The sequence below is a fragment of the Dictyobacter vulcani genome, assembly GCF_008974265.1.
Classification (GTDB): Bacteria; Chloroflexota; Ktedonobacteria; order Ktedonobacterales; family Ktedonobacteraceae; genus Dictyobacter; species Dictyobacter vulcani.
The window spans coordinates 3,843,632-3,859,716 of the sequence record NZ_BKZW01000001.1 but is presented as its reverse complement, the minus strand read 5'-3'; the positions used below and the strand labels follow the sequence as shown (position 1 = coordinate 3,859,716).

Genomic DNA, 16,085 nt, shown 5'->3' with positions numbered 1-16,085 from the left:
GTTTATCAGGCCGGGCAACAACAGAGATTAGCGAGACAGTGATAGTTACGGATAGGACACTAGATAGGGTTGCTTGTCTGAGATCAAGGCACATGTTATACTGCCCATAAAACAAGGCTTGAACATGCTACAGTAAGAATGCGTGGGGAAATAATGGGCCAATACAGGCAATGGCTATTTTATCGCGATATTGACCAGCAACTCACAAGCCAGATTCAGGCGTTTGAGCAAGAGCTGGCGATAATACAGGCTGAGATACGCCATTTAGAAAATGATACAACGTATTCAGACAATATTATTTTGCAGACGCTGATCGGGATCCAACAGACACGACCAGGCGCCAACCGACAGTCCATGCCTGCCACAACTGCACAGGATAAGAAAACGGCGGAACAGGCAAGTGGTTCTGTCTCGCCAGCACTTTTTGCCTGGGGACAGTTACCAAATTTTGATGCGCAAGAGATGCAGAAACCCATCGTCAACGCTACCACTCAGAGCCCAGTACCACACCCCTCTGCGTCTCCTGACAATCTTTTACCCAATGATATCAGCTCATTTGTCGAAGGACACAGTCAGACAGATCCACAGCTGAAGGTTCCCTGGTGGCTGCGCAATACTCGCAAAACACCTGAGCAAGATCCACAAAATACCAGCCCAATCGATCAACAAAGTAACCGCACCAATCACCTGGTGGAGCGCTGGTTTGAACGCTGGGGCGAACAAAGCAAACAGACTGGAGAAACGCCAGAAAGGGAACAGCAATGAACGAGCGTGAAATCCAGCCTGCCGGGCGGATCGAGGATGCCGAGATCGATAAACTTTTTTCGCAGCTTACTCATCAGGAAGTAGAGCAGTTTTATGCCACCTACCAGCTCTGGTTAAAACGTCAAAAAGCGGACCAGCTACAGCAGGAAATACAGAAGCTGCATGTCAAACAGGCTCAAAACACCGAACAAATCCAGGCATACACGCCATCAGCAATTGCGCTGGCGGCGATCGCTCAATTGCGCGCCTGTGGGGTCGAGGATATAGATTTACTGGACCGTATGCTGGAGCGCGGCGAAGACTGGCTGGACAATACAATGCAGTTATTGAGCCGTTGTGAAGCACTCAACGTCATCCAGGGCAATTATACGCAATGGTGTGAGCATGCCCTGGAGGGTGCCTATGAGTGGATGTGGTCGATGAACGATTCAGGACTCAGTAATTACTTTGAAGTTGAACTACCCGAAACACAGACTGAAGAACAGGCACCAGAAATTTCTGAACCCCAATCCACAGATAACGCTCCAAAAGTTACTGAAGACCAGTTGCTACGAAAGCTGATGAGTGAGCCGGGCAGCCCTGAAGGATCGCGACAGACCAAACCATTGCCTCCTGAGGATGAAGAATCTGTACCACTAGATATCCCTCCTGCCCTGGTAGAGTTACTTGGATCAAAAGCAGACAGTCAACCACCTACTGAGTCCACTCATACGGTCGAGCCTACGGATGACGAGATCAGGGACGTTGAGCAGTCAGAAGCCAGCAGTAATGAACAGGTCCAGGAACTGGAGAGTGAAAGTGAAAAGGGATCCACTGAGAGCCCAGGACAGCCTGTGGGCCAATCTGAGGAGTCTGAAGAGGCAGTAATCCAGGATCAGTCTACACCAGAGCAGCCTGAGGAGACAGAAACCACAACAGTTGAGGAGCTATCACCTTCAGATACTGAGGTACCATCACTGCCAGATGACAACAAACAGCCAGGCAAGCAGGTTGAAGAGTCTGTTGCGCTAGAAGAGCCAGCCACAAGTTCAGAGATCACAGCTACACCAGAGGAAGCAGCCGAAACTGAGCCATCCGCGTCTGAAATAGAGCAGCATTCTGAAGAAGAGACCGAACCTGAGCCACCTGCCTCTGAAATAGAAGATCATATTTCGGAAACAACCACCGAAGAGCCGCTGGCAATAGAAGCGACGCAGACTGAGGATGAAGAAGGACCGACGCAGCCTCCATATAGTGATGAGGAGCCACCAGAGCCAGTCCTGGAGTCCTCACCAGTAATGCCAGTAGCAATGGAGCCCACCAGCACATTACAGCACACGGAAGAAGAAGCAGAGGAGGAAAAATCCGGCAAGCCTCACGTAACGCATGAAGAGCAACCGCAAGGCTTGTTACCACGCTGGCTAGCGAGAATCTTTGGGCGGTAATAAATTACCACTTTGAGAAGTATTACGCAGATTACCACTCTGGGGGGTATTACGTAGATTACCACTTTGAGAAATATTACCAGGCATCGGCATGATCGGATTATAGGTATTTTCTGGTACATTCATCGGACTGCTACTGGTCGGAGGAGTAGCCTTGCTGGCCTCAACCTGTTGCTCCAAGCTGGCAATCTGCTGCTGCAACTTCTTGATCAAGCGTTTATCAGACCAGGCCGAGACCACCGAAACCAGATAGAGTAGCAATGCACCCAGAAAGAAAGAGATTAAAATCCACATACCAATGGGGAGGGCAGGAGACTGCCAGAAAAAAAGATCCACATGAACCTGTGTCGAAAAATTCCAAATGGTCAGTACTGCCAGTCCGCCACATACCAATAAGAATAGTAGTAGTATGAGGTAGAACAAAAACGACCTCCTTCGCAATCGCGTCGTAATAGAAAATAATTCCTATGTCCAATAACGTCTACAAGCAATTGATAGTCACTTGTGTTCAATTATTGGGCTTATAAATAATACGAATAACCTGTTACATTATATTCACAGGACCTGCAAGCAAGCAAAATAAACCCTCAACCCCGAACATCCTCTTTGCCGTGGGGCAAATTGACGGCATACGGCAATAGGCTTATACTTGGGTGGAGCATTAGGGAGGCAGAACGAACGTGCTATTTGAAGAATACGAAAAAGAAAATCCGGTCTATAGCCCGGTACGTGCACAGTACCTGAATATTAAACGTCAAAATCCTGACGCCATTCTTTTCTTCCGCATGGGCGACTTTTATGAGATGTTTGATGATGATGCGGAGATCGTGGCGCGCGAATTAGAGATCGCCCTGACACGACGCGACTTCGGTAAGGGTCAGCGTTCTCCGATGGCTGGTATCCCCCATCACGCAGCCGATGGTTATATCGCCCGGCTGGTCGGCAAAGGGTATCGCGTGGCCATTGCCGAACAGACCAGTGATCCCGCACTCTCCAAAGGCCTGGTTGATCGCGAGGTAGTACGCATCGTCACACCTGGGACGGTCATTGATCCAGCCATGCTGGCGGCCAAACGCAACAACTTTCTGGCGTCAGTCATTGTGGGTCGCGATGCGGTCGGCCTCGCCTACGTTGATATCACCACAGGTGAGTTCGCGGTCACCCAGTTTAGTTCCACAGAACCAGATGTGGCCGCGCAACAGGAGATTGCCCGCGTAGGACCGGCCGAGGTGCTGGTTGAAGCCAATTATCATCGTCATGGTAGCCGCAAACGCCGCTGGCTGGCGGCAGTCATGAATGAGAAACAGGTGACCAAAGTCGGCAGCAATGGCAATCCTAATGCTGAGATCCCGACCTGGACGAAGATGAAGAGGATGATGTGGCCCCGCTGGCAAAATTACTCGAAGGGGTCGCCGGACACGTTACGCCCTATGATACCCGCTACTTCAGTGAAGATGATGCCCGCCATCGACTGCTGCGCCAGTTCGATGCCGCATCGCTGGAAGGCTTCGGCTGCGCCCATCTGCCCCTGGCCATTCGCGCTGCCGGTGCAGTCCTGGCCTATGTACAGGAAACCCAAAAGGGCTTGCTGCAACAGCTGAATGCATTGGAAACATATTTTACCGATGGCTTTATGACCCTGGATCCCTATACGCGCCGCAATCTTGAATTGTTCGAGACCGGTCGTGGTGGCTCGGTCAAGGGTTCGTTACTCTGGGTACTGGATCGTACCCGCACCCCAATGGGTGGACGCCTGTTGCGCCGTTGGATCGGCCAGCCATTGCTGGAGATCGGGATCTTGCAACAGCGCCAGCAAGCTATCAGTGAGCTGATTGGTGATACTCTTTTACAGGCGCGCCTGACTGAAGGACTGAAAAAAGCTGGTGACGTTGAGCGCCTGATCAATCGCGTCAAGCAGCGCATTGCCTCCCCCCGGGACCTGGTGGCTCTGGCCAATGGATTGCGCGCCGCCTCTGAAGTGCGCAGCTGCCTGACCCAGGAAGAGATTGCCAGTAAGCCGTCGCTACAACGCATCGTGGAACGCCTGGCTGATAACGACGATATTATCGAGTTGATCGAAAAATCCATCACCGATGATCCCCCATGAGTATTACCGAGGGTAACATCATCCGGGCTGGCTTTAGCGCTGAATTAGATCAATTACGCGATGCCTCCCAGAATGGACGCAAATGGATTTCGGATCTGGAACAGCGCGAACGCAAGCGCACCGGCATCAATAATCTCAAGGTTGGTTTTAATAAGGCCACCGGCTATTTTATTGAGATTACCACGTCCAACCTCAGTCGAGCACCCAAGGAATATATTCGCCGCCAGACACTCACGAATTCTGAGCGCTATATCACACCGGACCTGAAAGAGTATGAGACGCTCATCCTGAACTCACAAGAGCGCGTCAATAAAATGGAGAATGAGTTCTTTGTGCAACTCCGCTCGGATATCGCCATCCACGCCGCCGAGCGCATCCTGGATACGGCCCACGCCCTGGCAGAGATCGATGTTTATCAGAGTCTGGCCGAGGTGGCCGCCAAACAAAACTATTGCCGTCCAGTCTTGAATAATGAGGATACTATTCATATCGTGGCTGGCCGCCATCCAGTGGTGGAACAAGCCCAACCTGATATTCCTTTTATTCCTAATGATGCGAACCTCTCCAATCATGACGCCCAGATTGGTATTATCACCGGTCCCAATATGGCCGGTAAGTCCACCTATCTGCGTCAGGTTGCCCTGACCGTCTTGCTAGCCCAGATTGGTAGCTACGTGCCAGCGGAGACTGCCGTGATCGGTATCGTGGATCGGATCTTTACGCGTATTGGTGCCCAGGACGATCTGGCTACAGGACAGAGTACGTTTATGGTGGAGATGGTGGAGACGGCGAATATCCTCCATCATGCCACGCCACGCAGCCTGATTATTCTTGATGAGATCGGACGCGGTACCAGCACTTATGATGGATTGGCCATTGCGCGCGCGGTCGTCGAATATCTGCACAATAATAAGCGCAGCGGCGCCCGTACCCTGTTCGCGACCCACTATCATGAACTGGTCGAGGTCGCGCAGATACTGCCACGTATCAAGTGTCTGAATGTGGCTGTGACTGAGGAAGCCGGTCAGGTAATCTTCTTGCGCAAAATTGTTCCCGGTGGCGCGGATAGAAGTTATGGTATCCACGTGGCCCAACTGGCCGGCATTCCACGTCCGGTGATCCATCGCGCAGAAGAGATCCTTGAAGAACTGGAGCGCAAAGGTGATGCCAAAATGCGGCGCAAAACCATGCGCGATATGACCATGCCGGTCGCCTGGCAAATGACCTTGATGGCCCCCGAAGCCCACCCGCTCATTGAAGAGCTTAAAGAACTGGCGGTCGATGAACTGACCCCGATCGAAGCTATTAGCAAACTCTATGAATTGCAACAAAAAGCCAGGAAAGATTCCTGATTGAGAGCTTAATTCACAGAGTTTGCCACCAATTAACACACTATTAAAAAGCAATCGTGAACGCCGCTCACTCGCGGCTAGCTTCGCTCACACGATTGAATGGCATGACATCAAGCCATCAGATGTGATATGATAATGATGGTTAGTGTATTGTGTACAATAATAAAAATCCAAATTGGGAGGATCAATGACAACCCAACAACAAGTTCCTGTAGAAGACAAACAAGCTTTAGAAAATCTCTATATCAATACCATTCGCACACTAGCCATGGACGGCGTACAAAAAGCAAATTCAGGGCATCCTGGCACACCGATGGCGCTAGCCCCTCTGGCATATTTACTTTATACCCGCCACATGCGCCACAATCCAAAAAATCCACATTGGGTCAACCGCGATCGCTTCGTGCTGTCAGCCGGTCACGCTTCAATGTTGCAATACAGTTTACTATACTTAACCGGTTATGGCCTCACACTGGACGACCTGAAGGGTTTCCGCCAGTGGGGTAGCCTCACACCAGGCCATCCTGAGTATGGACATACCGTCGGCATCGAGACCACCACTGGTCCACTGGGACAGGGTATTGGTAATGGTGTTGGTATGGCAATCGCTCAGCGCTATCAGGCCAGCCGCTACAATCGTCCTGGTCATGAGGTGATCGATCACTACATCTATGCTATCGCTGGTGATGGTGATATGCAGGAAGGTATCTCCTCTGAAGCCGCTTCATTAGCTGGTACGCTGAAACTGGATCGCTTAATCTACTTCTATGATGATAACAACATCACCATTGAAGGAGATGCCAGCATCGCCTTTACCGAGAATGTGGGCGCCCGCTTCGAGAGCTATGGCTGGCATGTACAGCGCGTCGCTGATATCAATGATCTGGCCGCCCTCGATCAGGCTATCGAGGCCGCCAAAGCTGAGACCGACAAACCTTCATTGATTATCGTCAAATCGAAAATCGGCTATGGTAGTCCTCACAAACAGGGCAGTCACGACGCTCATGGCAGCCCACTGGGCGCCGAGGAAATCGTCCTGACCAAACGCAACCTGGGCTGGCCTTCAGAAGAGTCCTTCTTTGTACCTGAGCAGTCACTAAACTTCTTCCGCCAGGCGATTGAGCGTGGTGCCGAGTTCGAGGAGGCATGGCAGAAGCAATATGATGCATATACCGCCGCCAATCCTGAACTGGCCGCACAGTGGCAGCAAGAGTTAAGTGGCAAGCTGGCCGAGGGCTGGGATAAAGATATTCCTGTCTTCAAAGCTGGTGAAGCAATCGCTACTCGCGTCTCTTCCGGCAAGACCCTCAACGCGATCGCTCCTAACCTGCCCAACCTGATCGGTGGTTCCGCCGACCTGGCTCCTTCCAACAACACCAACATGAAGGGCCTGGGAGACTTCAGCGGTACTGAATCCGGTCGCAATATGCATTTTGGTATTCGCGAACATGGCATGGGAAGCATCCTGAACGGTATGGCCCTCTACGGTGGCTTGATCCCCTTCGGCGCGACCTTCTTGATCTTCTCAGACTACATGCGCCCACCGATCCGCCTGGCAGCCTTAATGGGAGTCAAAACGATCTATGTCTTCACACACGATAGCATCGGTGTCGGTGAAGATGGTCCGACCCACCAGCCAGTTGAGCAATTAGCAGCCCTGCGTTCCATTCCTGGTGTGACCGTGCTGCGCCCTGGTGATGCCAATGAGGCCGCCGAAGCCTGGCGCGTCGCCATCACCCACAAGGGTCCTGTCGCTCTGGCCTTAACACGTCAGAACCTGCCAACCCTGGATCGAGAAACCTATGCCAGTGCAAGTAACCTCTCCAAGGGAGCTTACGTGCTAATGGATAGTGAAGGTACACCAGATCTTATCCTGATGGCCAGTGGCTCTGAGGTCTCGCTGGCACTTGATGCTGCCCAGCAATTGCATCAGGATGGCGTAGCAGTCCGTGTTATAAGTGTTCCAAGTTGGGAACTGTTTGAAGAGCAGAGTGCAGAATATAAAGAGTCTGTCCTGCCGAAAAATGTTCGTGCACGTATTGCAATTGAAGCTGGCCTGTCAATGGGCTGGAGTCGCTATGTGGGTCTCGACGGTGATATCATTGCATTGGATCACTTTGGCGCATCCGCTCCTGCGAAGACCCTTTTCCAGGAATTTGGCTTCTCAGTTGAGAATGTTGTAGCGAAAGCAAAAGCTCTGTTACACAAATAAGAAGCATTTATACAGAGTATTTATTGCCTGCACATCCAGAAAAGCAATAAAACAGCCTGCCTCAGCCACTATGCTGGCAGGGCAGGCCTGCTGGAAATGTTTGATAAGTAAAAGGAAGGTACAATTCCATGGCAAATCCTTTAACACAATTGCAGTCCGAGGGCCAGAGCGTCTGGTATGACAATATCGATCGTTCACAACTCGCCTCCGGCCAATTCAAAAAGATGTTGGACGAGGATGGTGTACTTGGTGTGACCGCCAATCCAACCATTTTCGAGAAATCGATCAGCGCTGGCCATGCCTATGATGAGCAGATCAGCCAGTTGATTAAAGAAGGCAAGAGCACCAGCGATATCTACGAAGCAGTCGTGATCAAAGATATCCGCACGGTTGCCGACCTGCTGCGTCCGATCTATGATCGCACAGAGGGTAAAGATGGGTATGTGAGCCTTGAGGTTTCACCTGAACTGGCAAACGATACCGAAGGCACCGTCGCAGAGGCCAAACGCTTCTGGAGCATGGTCCAGCGCCCGAACCTGATGATCAAGATTCCGGCCACACCCGCTGGTATTCCTGCCATCTATGAAGTGCTGCGCAGCGGTATCAATGTCAATGTCACCCTGATCTTCTCGCTGGATTCCTATCGCGATGTCGCCGATGCGTATATCCGTGCGCTTGAGGATCGCAATGGTCGTGGTGAGGATGTCAGCAAAATCGCATCCGTCGCCAGTTTCTTTGTCAGCCGCGTTGATACCCTGGTCGACAAGATGCTGGAGGACAAGATTAAGGCCAGCAGCAACGAGAGCGAGAAACAGCAGTTGAAGGCCCTCGAAGGTAAAGCTGCGATCGCGAATGCACGCGTCGTCTATCAGGACTTCAAACGCATCTTCAATACCCCACGCTTTGAATCACTCAAACATCTTGGCGCGCATGTCCAGCGTCCACTCTGGGCCAGCACCAGCACCAAAAATCCTGCCTACCGCGACGTGCTGTATGCAGAGGAACTGGTTGGTCCTGATACCGTTGACACCATGCCCCTGGAGACCATTGTGAACTTCCGCGATCATGGTCAGGTCCGTAACAGTATTGAGGATGATATTGCTGGTTCTAAAGCTGCTCTGGATGCCCTGGAGAAGGTTGGCATCCACTACGCTCAGGTGACCCAGCAGTTACAGGACGAAGGCGTGAGGAAGTTTGCGGACTCCTTCCACCAGTTGTTTGAAGGCATCGATAATAAGAAAAATGCTATCAAAGAGACTCAGGTTGGTAACTAGGACGGTCCATCCACACCATGAGTTTTTCGCTGTAAGAGCTCAATGTTAGTCATATTGTATCTCCATCTCGATCATGATGATCATGCATCGAGGTGGAGATATTCCTGAGTACACATACCAGCGAATTCCATTTTTGCCGATGGCTCAGGGCTTGCTTATGTCCTCTAATCCATATATGCTATTTATATGAGCAGGACCTCAGGCTCATGAGCCAACCATCTCGCCAGTGAATATGGTATTATGCAAACCATGGTAAAACGTTACAACCCTGTAGGCTTTACCAGTTAGACCTGAACGTACTCAGTAAACACTTTAAAAATACGTCATTAGTTGTAAGAAACTAAAACAAGTCATTAGGAGATATCACATGCCTCAGCGTAGCGTCGTCGAGGCGCCTAATCCCTTTCGCGAAGGATTACGCATTAAAGAGAGCCTTGAACCCTGTGTTATGGTCATCTTCGGTGCAACAGGCGACCTGACACACCGTAAATTACTTCCCGCCCTATATAATCTAGCGCTGGAACATCCATTACCAGCAGGCTTCTCGGTCGTAGCATTTGCGCGACGCCCTTATACCGACGAATCATTCCGCCAGCAGGCCCTCGAATCAATTAATCAATATTCTCGCCAAAAGCCGGTTAATCCTCAAGTTTGGGAGAGTTTTGCCTCCGGTATTCATTACCTGCAGTCAAATTTTCACGATCCCGAGGGTTATACCAAACTCAATCAATTATTAAACAAACTTGATCAAGAGCGCGGTACCAGTGGCAATCGTATCTTTTATCTGTCCACACCACCCAGCCAGTATCCTGATATTATTCAGAATCTGGGGGCCGCCGGTTTAAACAGGAACCGCAAAGGTTGGACACGTATCATCGTAGAGAAACCCTTTGGTCATGACCTCGCCACTGCGCGTGAGCTCAATCGCCAGATCGCTAAAGTCTTCAAAGAAGATCAGATCTATCGTATCGACCACTACCTGGGTAAAGAGACCGTTCAGAACATCCTGGTCTTCCGTCTGGCCAATGGCATCTTCGAGCCGGTCTGGAACAGGCGTTATGTTGATCATGTTCAAATTACCGTCGCGGAAAATCTCGGTCTGGAGGGACGCGCTGGCTACTATGAGGAATCTGGTGCCATTCGCGATATGATTCAAAATCATATGCTCCAGTTGCTGACATTGGTCGCGATGGAACCACCAATCGCCTTTGACGGCAATTCGGTCCGCGATGAAAAAGTAAAAGTGCTCCATGCGCTACAACCCCTGGTTGGACGCGAAGTACAGAATAATACCATTCGCGCCCAGTATGGTCCGGGTTGGGTCGGCGGCAAACAGGTTCCTGGCTATCTCCAGGAAGATGGAGTCTCCCCTACTTCTAGCACGGAAACCTATGTTGCTATAAAAACCTTTATTGACAACTGGCGGTGGGCCGGGGTACCATTTTACTTACGCACCGGCAAGCATTTGCCCAAGCGTGTAAGCGAAATAGCTATTCAGTTCAAGCAGCCACCACTGATGCTGTTCAAGGATCACGACACACAGGGTCAGGTAGAACCAAACGTCCTTACCTTACGTATCCAGCCAGATGAAGGTATTTCGCTGAAATTTGGCGCCAAGGTACCAGGCACCGATATGCAGATTCGCTCGGTGAATATGGACTTCTTCTATGGTTCATCCTTTGTGCGTGAACAACCGGAAGCGTATGAGCGCCTCTTACTTGACGCCATGCATGGTGACTCAACACTCTTTACACGCCGTGACGAGGTCGAGGCAGCATGGGCCTTCGTACAGAACATTCTGGACGAATGGGGCGCGGCTCCTCGCGATACCATTCATAGCTATGAGTCTGGCTCATGGGGACCCCAGGCCGCCGATGAGTTCATCTGGCGTGACGGTCGCCGCTGGCGCCGCCCATAGTGAGCAAGCGTTAAGAGCAAATCTAGAACTCAATAGCACAATGTTGTCCTTTAGAACAATGAGGTTCACTGATGAAGGGTGTAGGAATGGTAATGGATAACTCCGCAGCCCCAGGAATGCAATTGCCCTGGGCAGGCAAACAGGTCAGCCCGGAACATGTAGAAGTCGAGTTGTCAACGCTCTGGCGTCTGGCTGCCGATAACATGCGTATTAGTCAGAATATGAATGTGCGTACAAGCGTGCTCAATTTCGTGATCTGTGCTCAGGACGAAAAAACAGCGCGTAAGGCCAGCGCCGTTCTCCGCGACTTAGCCAGTACCCACATCGCTAGAGTTACCCTTTTAATTCTTGACACGCGCAGCGATGGTCCATCCGAGGTGTCTACCTGGATCACGCTGCGCTCCTTCCCGATCATTTCAGATATTATGCGCCATCATTTTGAACAGGTTACTGCCACAGTCGGTGGCAAAGCCATTCAATATGTGGATAATATCGTTCAGTCCCTGCTCAAACCTGATCTACCCGTCTATTTGTGGTGGTTAAATGATCTTCCTGAAGATCATGATATTTTCCACCGTCTGATTAAACTCAGTAGCCGGGTCATTATCGATTCCAGCCATTTCACGCAGCCTGAAGAGCAGATCAGTGCCGCTTCGGCCATCTTGCAGCAGGCTCCGCAGTGTGCTCTCAGTGATCTCACCTGGGGACGCGTCACTGCCTGGCGTGAGTTGATCGCACAATTTTTTGATATCCCCGAGTACCGCCCGTATCTGATGGCAGTGGATACTATTTCGATAGAACATATCGTTGCCACTTCTAGTCAGGCCCTGGATCATCATTCAAGCCAGAAAAATCCAATCAGGGCCTTGTTATTGGCCGCCTGGTTGAAAACGCGCCTGGGCTGGAAATTGTCAGAGGATGAGAGTGACAATAGTCGGGACCCGGTGACAGGAACCTATTCCTGGCATATGTCGGAACGGGATATGAATAAAGTTGTCACGCAACCACTCAGTGCTATCACTTCTGGTGAACAAAAAACTAGCGCGCCACTGGGAGGTATTCGCATCTCTGTCCAACCACGTGAACTGGTAAAATCAGCTCCTGGTACACTCTGCCTGGTGCGTATGGTCTGCACCGTAGAGGGAAAACAGGCGATCTTTACTATTGAGCGTGGCGATGATGACGATCACGTGCTCACATCTGTTGAAGTGCCTGGAAGCCCGCGCCCCCCTCGAACCGTGAGTATAGCAGCGACCCATAAGGAAAGTGATCTGCTACACAATGAGTTAGAGATCATGGGGCGCGATCGCCTGTATGAGCAAATGCTGCATGAGGTGTTTGCACTTCTTGCAGAATAGTGTTACTATCATCATTCTAATTGGAGCATTGTGTCAGGTACCCCACGCCTCTGCGGCGGGGGCTTAGAGATGGGGGGATTGCTGCCCGTCTTCTCCAGGTCCGGACCTGACCAGACCCAGCCAGGGGTGCTTACACCCATCGGGCTACGATACCGGACGTGTCAAAGAACCTACCAACGCGTACTTGCCAGCGCGTTGCTCTAGAACTTCTCAGTTAACCAGTCAGACGGGGTTCGAGGCAGTGCTGAGAAGATGTGCAGGCCGGTATCATCGTCGAGGCACACCTTACCTGGGAAACCAGTGGGGTTTGGCCGTTCCCACCAAAAGCGGTCTCCCGCAAGGGACAACACACGAGGAACAGCAAAAAGGAGGCGTGCTTCCTCCCCATGCCCGAAGGCAGGGGTCTCCGCACGATTGAAATTGTATGAACGTTACCATTTTTCCAGATGGAGAACAACTCAGCCGCGCCGCCGCCGAGTATATCGTGCGCGTCGCTCAGGAAGCAATTGCCGATCATGGCCACTTCACGCTGGCCCTCTCCGGCGGTTCCACACCGAAAAAGTTGTATGGATTACTAGCCACCGAGCCGTATCGCAACCAGATCGATTGGTCAAAAATTGAGATTTTCTGGAGCGATGAGCGCTGTGTGCCTGCTGATGATCCTGAAAGCAATTACCGGATGGCCAATGAGGTCATGCTGAGCAAACTACCAATCCAGCCAGCACAAATCCATCGCGTACCTGCGGATGAGGCCGATCGCGACGCCGCTTCACAGGCTTACGCCCAGGAGATCCAACGCGTCGTTGGAAGCAATGGGAACGCGCGCTTTGATTTGATCCAGTTGGGCATGGGGCCCGAGGGGCATACTGCCTCGCTCTTCCCACATCAGGCTTCGCTCAAGGAACAAGCGCGACTGATCATGCCGGTGACGGTACCCAAACCACCACCACCACGCCTGACATTCACACCACCCTTGCTCAATGCCGCTGCCCACATCCTCTTCCTGGTCACGGGAGCCGAAAAAGACGAAGCGCTCCAGGCGGTCCTGGAAGGTCCTGAGCAGCCCGAAGAATATCCAGCCCAGATTGTGCGCCCAACCAATGGTGAAGTCACCTGGATGCTTGATACGGCCGCTGCGGGGAAATTACGCAAACAGAGCTAGGAGATGTGTTCATGGTAGAGATCGTCCCATCTATTCTGTCTGCGGATTTTACCCGCCTGGGCGAGCAAGTGCGAGACGCCGAGGCTGCCGGAGCGCGACGGATCCAGATTGATGTCATGGATGGCCATTTTGTTCCTAATATCACCATGGGACCAATGGTCGTTGAGGCGGTGCGTGGTTGTACCAAAGCCACGCTGGAAGCGCACCTGATGATCAGCAATCCTCAGGAATATATTGAGACATTCGCGAAAGCTGGCGCGGACGTGATCATTGTTCATCAAGAGGTCTCGCCCCACCTGCATCGCGTACTCAAACAGATCAAAGCGACCGGCAAACAGGCTGGCGTAGCGATTAATCCTTCAACGCCGGTTTTCATGTTGCAGGACATGCTGCCATTCTGCGATCTGGTTCTGGTCATGACGATCAATCCTGGCTTTGGTGGACAGGAACTTATTCCAGAGACATTGCCCAAGATTGAAACACTGCACCGTATGCTTCAACAGCGCAATCTTAAATGCGATATTGAGGTGGATGGTGGCATTAATGCCGAAACCATTCCCCAGGTTGTGCGCGCCGGAGCCAATCTGCTGGTAGCGGGTTCCGCTTTCTACAATACCAGAGAAAGTGTTGAACAGACAATGGAGAAGCTACGTCGCGCGATTCCCAATGAATCCTGAGGCGCTCCTCATTAAAGCAAAACAACAAAAAAAGGTTGTGCTCTGAATGATCACAACCTTTTTTGTTGTCCATGGCACACAAATACCCCTGATAGAATGGCTAAAAATCAGTTATACTTAATACAACCTTTTTTTAAGAGTGTGTCTGAAAAGCACTTCCATCGGGCACTGTGTCGCCAGATTTTCGCGCCTGCGGCGCTCAAAAATGTTATGGGGTGGTGGAAATGTGTGCGCATCGCGCACGCATTTCCACCACCCCATAAAAGAAGTATGGGCACTTTAGTGCCCGAGTGCGGCCGCACTCGACGCTCCCGATCAACGTGAATCTCAGACATACTCTGCATGCTATGAATATTTAAATAGGAGAAGCTGGGATGTTTGATGATATTACAGATGTGCCCGGGATCCGAGTTGGACATGATACAAATCTGGAGGCTGGAACGGGCTGTACAGTGGTGCTGTGCGATACACCAGCGGTCGGTGGAGTGGATGTACGAGGGGGGGCTCCAGCGACGCGTGAGACGGATCTCTTAGATCCTTTATGCATGGTCGATGAGGTTCATGGGGTGCTCCTGACTGGTGGAAGTGCCTTTGGGTTGGATGCAGCCAGCGGGGTCGTACGCTATCTGGATGAGCGTGGTATTGGCTATGATGCAGGCGTGGCGCGAGTACCAATTGTGCCAGCTGCGGCAATCTTTGATCTCCCATTTGGCTCCGCGACAATCCGACCCGATAGCGATTCCGGCTATCGAGCTTGCGAACAGGCTGATACTGCAACAGGACCCATTGAGCAGGGAACGATTGGCGGTGGCACAGGAGCAACCGTAGGCAAAATGTTAGGTCCTGATTTTGCCATGAAAGGTGGCCTGGGATCAGCCAGTCAGGAACTCCTGGGGGGGATTGTTGTGGGTGCCATCGTGCTTGTTAACGCCCTGGGAGATATCATTGATCCCCAGACGCAACACGTGCTTGCAGGTACACAAAATGCCGCCGGAAAAAATCCTGCGCGAAGCAATCCGTTCGGGAATACCACCATCGCCGTCATCGCCACCAATGCTACCCTGACCAAAGCCGAAGCCAGCAAAGTAGCGCAAATGGCGCATGATGGTATGGCACACGTCATCCGACCTGCCCATACAATGTTTGATGGTGATACAATATTTACACTGGCATTAGGCGATAGGACATCAGCAATACAGCATGACACAGCAACCGCGGCACAAACTGTAAGTATCATAGGAGCAGCGGCAGCTAACACACTTGCACGAGCCATCGTCAAAGCGGTACGCCAGGCACACACTTTACACAATATTCCAGCAGCCAGTTCTTTACGCTAAATCAGAAAAGTAGACTTATTGATATATATACACGAACTCCAAATCTGTAAGTCATGGTTGTAGCATTACAAATAACACGATGCCCCGCCGATTACCATCAGCAGGACGCATCCCATAATGACCAGAGCAAACATATAGCTACGTGAGGTAGCTACAATATCTGGTACGACGCTGGTATAGCGCCGGTCAGGTCGTATAGGGAGCTCTCGTTTTGCGGTCAGGGTTTTTAAACCACCGGTGGCTAGATCCCAGGAGTGAGTTGCAAAATCCAGGGCATGTTCGTGATCCGAAAAATGAGAGTTTGCCGATGCCGGCATTGAGGGAGAGGCCGGGGGTAATGAGGAGGGAGACACAACAGGTCTTTTGGGCATCGAGTGGTTGGGTGAGATCATTTGTGGCCGGCGGGGCACTGTTCTTTTGGATCGCGCATCAGGACCAGGCAACGTCACAGCTTTTCTCCACTTCAGGCGTTTCTTTATCGACCGCAGCAACAAGGAAC

At 51.4% G+C, this 16,085-nt stretch carries 13 protein-coding genes and 2 pseudogenes; 13 read left to right on the top strand and 2 right to left on the bottom strand.

The features are described from left to right. The first annotated feature begins 153 nt into the window (after nucleotides 1–153). Together KDW_RS16455 and KDW_RS16450 are read left to right on the top strand one after the other, a co-directional pair. Nucleotides 154–765: a hypothetical protein gene (locus KDW_RS16455; protein WP_151756954.1), complete on the top strand. Its 612-nt coding sequence runs from the start codon at nucleotides 154–156 to the stop codon at nucleotides 763–765. Next, nucleotides 762–2,189, top strand: coding sequence for a hypothetical protein (locus tag KDW_RS16450; protein ID WP_151756953.1), 1,428 nt, complete (start codon nucleotides 762–764; stop codon nucleotides 2,187–2,189). The genes KDW_RS16455 and KDW_RS16450 overlap by 4 nt, the downstream gene beginning before the upstream one ends. On the opposite strand, the gene KDW_RS16445 is transcribed toward KDW_RS16450, so the two are convergent. Continuing rightward, the gene (locus tag KDW_RS16445) at nucleotides 2,166–2,612 is read right to left on the bottom strand and encodes a LapA family protein (RefSeq protein WP_162005294.1); all 447 of its coding nucleotides are present in this window, start codon (nucleotides 2,610–2,612) and stop codon (nucleotides 2,166–2,168) included. The genes KDW_RS16450 and KDW_RS16445 overlap by 24 nt on opposite strands. A 257-nt stretch (nucleotides 2,613–2,869) precedes the next feature. Between KDW_RS16445 and KDW_RS36450 the strand changes: the two are divergent. The 11 genes and pseudogenes from KDW_RS36450 to KDW_RS16395 all read left to right on the top strand — a co-directional run. Then, nucleotides 2,870–3,388, top strand: a pseudogene (locus KDW_RS36450) (MutS N-terminal domain-containing protein); the annotation flags it as partial. 179 nt (nucleotides 3,389–3,567) lie between these two features. Further along, nucleotides 3,568–3,729, top strand: a pseudogene (locus tag KDW_RS36445) (hypothetical protein); the annotation flags it as partial. Nucleotides 3,730–3,774: 45 nt separating this feature from the next. Further along, nucleotides 3,775–4,296, top strand: coding sequence for a hypothetical protein (locus tag KDW_RS36440; RefSeq protein ID WP_162005293.1), 522 nt, complete (start codon nucleotides 3,775–3,777; stop codon nucleotides 4,294–4,296). Continuing rightward, the gene (gene mutS, locus KDW_RS36435; protein ID WP_151756950.1) at nucleotides 4,293–5,648 is read left to right on the top strand and encodes a DNA mismatch repair protein MutS; all 1,356 of its coding nucleotides are present in this window, start codon (nucleotides 4,293–4,295) and stop codon (nucleotides 5,646–5,648) included. The genes KDW_RS36440 and mutS overlap by 4 nt, the downstream gene beginning before the upstream one ends. Before the next feature lie 187 nt (nucleotides 5,649–5,835). Then, entirely contained in the window at nucleotides 5,836–7,860 is a 2,025-nt protein-coding gene (tkt, locus tag KDW_RS16425; protein ID WP_151756949.1) for a transketolase, read from the top strand. A 128-nt stretch (nucleotides 7,861–7,988) separates the two neighbouring features. Then, complete coding sequence (gene tal, locus KDW_RS16420) at nucleotides 7,989–9,134, top strand: transaldolase (protein ID WP_151756948.1); 1,146 nt, start codon at nucleotides 7,989–7,991, stop codon at nucleotides 9,132–9,134. Between the two features lie 367 nt (nucleotides 9,135–9,501). Continuing rightward, nucleotides 9,502–11,052: a glucose-6-phosphate dehydrogenase gene (zwf, locus tag KDW_RS16415; protein ID WP_151756947.1), complete on the top strand. Its 1,551-nt coding sequence runs from the start codon at nucleotides 9,502–9,504 to the stop codon at nucleotides 11,050–11,052. 92 nt (nucleotides 11,053–11,144) lie between these two features. Next, a complete protein-coding gene (locus KDW_RS16410) occupies nucleotides 11,145–12,410 on the top strand; it encodes a glucose-6-phosphate dehydrogenase assembly protein OpcA (RefSeq protein WP_162005292.1) in 1,266 nt (421 codons plus the stop codon). A gap of 424 nt (nucleotides 12,411–12,834) precedes the next feature. Further along, on the top strand, nucleotides 12,835–13,572 hold the full coding sequence (pgl, locus tag KDW_RS16405) for a 6-phosphogluconolactonase (RefSeq protein ID WP_151756945.1): 738 nt from the start codon (nucleotides 12,835–12,837) through the stop codon (nucleotides 13,570–13,572). A gap of 11 nt (nucleotides 13,573–13,583) precedes the next feature. Beyond that, nucleotides 13,584–14,249: a ribulose-phosphate 3-epimerase gene (gene rpe / locus KDW_RS16400; protein ID WP_151756944.1), complete on the top strand. Its 666-nt coding sequence runs from the start codon at nucleotides 13,584–13,586 to the stop codon at nucleotides 14,247–14,249. Between the two features lie 374 nt (nucleotides 14,250–14,623). After that, entirely contained in the window at nucleotides 14,624–15,586 is a 963-nt protein-coding gene (locus tag KDW_RS16395) for a P1 family peptidase (protein ID WP_151756943.1), read from the top strand. A 65-nt stretch (nucleotides 15,587–15,651) separates the two neighbouring features. On the opposite strand, the gene KDW_RS16390 is transcribed toward KDW_RS16395, so the two are convergent. Continuing rightward, a complete protein-coding gene (locus KDW_RS16390) occupies nucleotides 15,652–16,035 on the bottom strand; it encodes a hypothetical protein (RefSeq protein WP_151756942.1) in 384 nt (127 codons plus the stop codon). Nucleotides 16,036–16,085 lie beyond the last annotated feature (50 nt).

Coding starts and splice junctions, on each gene's coding strand:
- zwf (WP_151756947.1), top strand. CDS start 9,502: ATGCCTCAGCGTAGCGTCGTCGAGGCGCCTAATCCCTTTCGCGAAGGA.
- tal (WP_151756948.1), top strand. CDS start 7,989: ATGGCAAATCCTTTAACACAATTGCAGTCCGAGGGCCAGAGCGTCTGG.
- rpe (WP_151756944.1), top strand. CDS start 13,584: ATGGTAGAGATCGTCCCATCTATTCTGTCTGCGGATTTTACCCGCCTG.
- KDW_RS16455 (WP_151756954.1), top strand. CDS start 154: ATGGGCCAATACAGGCAATGGCTATTTTATCGCGATATTGACCAGCAA.
- pgl (WP_151756945.1), top strand. CDS start 12,835: ATGAACGTTACCATTTTTCCAGATGGAGAACAACTCAGCCGCGCCGCC.
- tkt (WP_151756949.1), top strand. CDS start 5,836: ATGACAACCCAACAACAAGTTCCTGTAGAAGACAAACAAGCTTTAGAA.
- KDW_RS16410 (WP_162005292.1), top strand. CDS start 11,145: ATGGATAACTCCGCAGCCCCAGGAATGCAATTGCCCTGGGCAGGCAAA.
- mutS (WP_151756950.1), top strand. CDS start 4,293: ATGAGTATTACCGAGGGTAACATCATCCGGGCTGGCTTTAGCGCTGAA.
- KDW_RS16395 (WP_151756943.1), top strand. CDS start 14,624: ATGTTTGATGATATTACAGATGTGCCCGGGATCCGAGTTGGACATGAT.
- KDW_RS16450 (WP_151756953.1), top strand. CDS start 762: ATGAACGAGCGTGAAATCCAGCCTGCCGGGCGGATCGAGGATGCCGAG.